The sequence below is a fragment of the Frigoribacterium sp. PvP054 genome, from assembly GCF_040547465.1.
Classification (GTDB): Bacteria; Actinomycetota; Actinomycetes; order Actinomycetales; family Microbacteriaceae; genus Frigoribacterium.
The window spans coordinates 1-4,403 of sequence record NZ_JBEPPU010000025.1; the positions used below are offsets into that span (position 1 = coordinate 1).

General features: G+C 54.9%; 3 rRNA genes. All 3 read left to right on the forward strand.

Annotation, left to right across the window (positions count from 1 at the left end):
- A 16S ribosomal RNA gene (locus tag ABID81_RS15695) occupies nt 1-520 on the forward strand; the annotation flags it as partial.
- Between the two features lie 470 nt (nt 521-990).
- Nucleotides 991-4,113 (forward strand): 23S ribosomal RNA (locus ABID81_RS15700).
- Between the two features lie 170 nt (nt 4,114-4,283).
- A 5S ribosomal RNA gene (gene rrf / locus ABID81_RS15705) occupies nt 4,284-4,400 on the forward strand.
- Nucleotides 4,401-4,403: the final 3 nt, after the last annotated feature.

Here is a 4,403-nt window from a genome sequence, read left to right on the forward strand (position 1 = left end):
GCCCCGCAAGGTCGGTATACAGGTGGTGCATGGTTGTCGTCAGCTCGTGTCGTGAGATGTTGGGTTAAGTCCCGCAACGAGCGCAACCCTCGTTCTATGTTGCCAGCACGTTATGGTGGGAACTCATAGGAGACTGCCGGGGTCAACTCGGAGGAAGGTGGGGATGACGTCAAATCATCATGCCCCTTATGTCTTGGGCTTCACGCATGCTACAATGGCCGGTACAAAGGGCTGCGATACCGTAAGGTGGAGCGAATCCCAAAAAGCCGGTCTCAGTTCGGATTGAGGTCTGCAACTCGACCTCATGAAGTCGGAGTCGCTAGTAATCGCAGATCAGCAACGCTGCGGTGAATACGTTCCCGGGCCTTGTACACACCGCCCGTCAAGTCATGAAAGTCGGTAACACCCGAAGCCAGTGGCCTAACCCTTGTGGATGGAGCTGTCGAAGGTGGGATCGGTGATTAGGACTAAGTCGTAACAAGGTAGCCGTACCGGAAGGTGCGGCTGGATCACCTCCTTTCTAAGGAGCATGTACCCGCCCCGCTGTTTACACGGGGAGTTTCGGGTCAAGTCGGTTTCGAAGCGAATGTCTTCGGCCGGCGCTCATGGGTGGAACATTGACGATGGCTCTTCGCGGAGAGCATCAGCGCTAGTACGGCACCTTCGTGGTGTCTGGAAGGTGAGGGTGTTCAAGGTGGAGGGCATGCACGCTGTTGGGTCCTGAGGGACCAAGCACCCACACTTGGTGTGGGGGTTTTACCTCTGGGCCATGAAAGTCCTGCATCAATGGCAGGGTGATCATGGTGCCGCCCGTATTTTGAGAACTACACAGTGGACGCGAGCATCTTAGTCGCAAAGAATTGCCGGCCTTCGGGTTGGTTGTTGTTTGTGATACTAAGTGCAATTTCTTAGACCAACCCGCCCTTCGGGGTGTGGTTGGCGAATGAGATAACACTGACGCTGCCGGTCTTTGGCCGGCAGCAACTTTGTGGTCAAGTTTCTAAGAGCAAACGGTGGATGCCTTGGCATCTGGAGCCGAAGAAGGACGTAGAAATCTGCGATAAGCCTCGGGGAGCTGATAATCGAGCCCTGATCCGAGGATTTCCGAATGGGGAAACCCCGCCAGGCGTTATGTCTGGTGACTCCCGCCTGAATATATAGGGCGGGTAGAGGGAACGTGGGGAAGTGAAACATCTCAGTACCCACAGGAAGAGAAAACAACAGTGATTCCGTCAGTAGTGGCGAGCGAAATCGGAAGAGGCTAAACCGGTCATGTGTGATAGACGGCGGTCGTTGCATGGTCGGGGTTGTGGGACCCGTTGTCCTGTTCTGCCGGACAGGAGCAGTTACAGCGCAGTATAGGCGAACAGCTTTGAATGGCTGGTCATAGAGGGTGCGAACCCCGTAGCCGAAATGCTGGCGCTGGCTGAATGGGTATCCCAAGTAGCTCGGGGCCCGAGAAATCCCGTGTGAATCTGTCAGGACCACCTGATAAGCCTAAATACTCCCAGATGACCGATAGCGGACAAGTACCGTGAGGGAAAGGTGAAAAGTACCCCGGGAGGGGAGTGAAATAGTACCTGAAACCGTTTGCTTACAAACCGTTGGAGCCTCCTTGTAGGGGTGACAGCGTGCCTTTTGAAGAATGAGCCTGCGAGTTAGCGATATGTGGCGAGGTTAACCCGTGTGGGGTAGCCGTAGCGAAAGCGAGTCTTAATAGGGCGATACAGTCGCATGTCCTAGACCCGAAGCGAAGTGATCTATCCATGGCCAGGTTGAAGCGACGGTAAGACGTCGTGGAGGACCGAACCCACTTAGGTTGAAAACTGAGGGGATGAGCTGTGGATAGGGGTGAAAGGCCAATCAAACTTCGTGATAGCTGGTTCTCTCCGAAATGCATTTAGGTGCAGCGTTGCGTGTTTCTTGCCGGAGGTAGAGCTACTGGATGGCCGATGGGGCCCAAAAGCTTACTGACGTCAGCCAAACTCCGAATGCCGGTAAGTGAGAGCGCAGCAGTGAGACGGTGGGGGATAAGCTTCATCGTCGAGAGGGAAACAACCCAGACTACCAACTAAGGTCCCTAAGCGTGTGCTAAGTGGGAAAGGATGTGGAGTTGCATAGACAACCAGGAGGTTGGCTTAGAAGCAGCCACCCTTGAAAGAGTGCGTAATAGCTCACTGGTCAAGTGATTCCGCGCCGACAATGTAACGGGGCTCAAGCACACCACCGAAGTTGTAGATTTCGTATTATAGACAAGCCTTCGTGGTTCAGTCGTACGGAGTGGTAGGAGAGCGTCGTGTGGCCAGTGAAGCGGCGGTGTAAACCAGCCGTGGAGGCCACACGAGTGAGAATGCAGGCATGAGTAGCGAAAGACGGGTGAGAAACCCGTCCTCCGAAAGACCAAGGGTTCCAGGGCCAGGTTAATCCGCCCTGGGTAAGTCGGGACCTAAGGCGAGGCCGACAGGCGTAGTCGATGGACAACGGGTTGATATTCCCGTACCGGCGAAGAACCGCCCAAGCTAATCCAGTGGTGCTAAGAGTCCTAACCCGGCTGAGTGGATCCCTTCGGGGTGATGCCGGCCGGTCTAACGCTCGACCCCATGCTGGTGCGGTTAACGTATTAACAGGTGTGACGCAGGAAGGTAGCTGAGCCAGGCGATGGTATCCGTAAGGTGAACCTGGTGTAAGGATGTAGGGCTGACGATAGGCAAATCCGTCGTCAATGCGCCTGAGATCCGATGCGTACCCCGATTGGGGGAAATCAGTGATCCTATGCTGCCGAGAAAAGCATCGACGTGAGGTTCAAGCCGCCCGTACCCCAAACCGACTCAGGTGGTCAGGTAGAGAATACCAAGGAGATCGAGAGAATCGTGGTTAAGGAACTCGGCAAAATGCCCCCGTAACTTCGGGAGAAGGGGGGCCGGAACCGTGATGGGATTTACTCCCGGAGCGGGAAAGGCCGCAGAGACCAGTGGGAAGCGACTGTTTACTAAAAACACAGGTCCGTGCCAAGTCGCAAGACGATGTATACGGACTGACGCCTGCCCGGTGCTGGAAGGTTAAGAGGAAGGGTTAGCGCAAGCGAAGCTCAGAATTTAAGCCCCAGTAAACGGCGGTGGTAACTATAACCATCCTAAGGTAGCGAAATTCCTTGTCGGGTAAGTTCCGACCTGCACGAATGGCGTAACGACTTCCCAGCTGTCTCAACCGCGAACTCGGCGAAATTGCACTACGAGTAAAGATGCTCGTTACGCGCAGCAGGACGGAAAGACCCCGTGACCTTTACTACAGCTTGGTATTGGTGTTCGGAGTGGCTTGTGTAGGATAGGTGGGAGACTGTGAAGCTTGGACGCTAGTTCAGGTGGAGTCATTGTTGAAATACCACTCTGGTCACTTTGGATATCTAACTACGAACCGTGATCCGGTTCTGGGACAGTGCCTGGTGGGTAGTTTAACTGGGGCGGTTGCCTCCCAAAAAGTAACGGAGGCGCCCAAAGGTTCCCTCAACCTGGTTGGCAATCAGGTGTCGAGTGTAAGTGCACAAGGGAGCTTGACTGTGAGACTGACAAGTCGAGCAGGGACGAAAGTCGGGACTAGTGATCCGGCAGTGGCTTGTGGAAGCGCTGTCGCTCAACGGATAAAAGGTACCTCGGGGATAACAGGCTGATCTTGCCCAAGAGTCCATATCGACGGCATGGTTTGGCACCTCGATGTCGGCTCGTCGCATCCTGGGGCTGGAGTAGGTCCCAAGGGTTGGGCTGTTCGCCCATTAAAGCGGTACGCGAGCTGGGTTTAGAACGTCGTGAGACAGTTCGGTCCCTATCCGCTGCGCGCGTAGGAAATTTGAGAAGATCTATCCCTAGTACGAGAGGACCGGGATGGACGAACCTCTGGTGTGTCAGTTGTCCTGCCAAGGGCACCGCTGATTAGCTACGTTCGGAACGGATAACCGCTGAAAGCATCTAAGCGGGAAGCCGGCTTCGAGATGAGATTTCCATACCCTTCGGGGTGAGAGGCTCCCAGCTAGACTACTGGGTTGATAGGCCGGATGTGGAAGTGGGGACTAACGACCCATGGAGCTGACCGGTACTAATAAGCCGATAACTTGACAACACTCCCTCCCTGTAGAGGCGGGGGAAAGCTGCTTGCGTCCACTATGTGGTTCCCGAAATACGGTCGGGAACAACACAAAACAAATGAACACAGACAAGACGCCAGACCCTTACGGGTTGGCGCATGGTCTGAAACAGACTTCACCACCAGACATGGTGTGTGGTAAATGTTTCGGCGGCCATAGCGAGAGGGAAACGCCCGGTCACATTCCGAACCCGGAAGCTAAGACTCTCAGCGCCGATGGTACTGCAAGGGGGACCTTGTGGGAGAGTAGGACACCGCCGGACTCC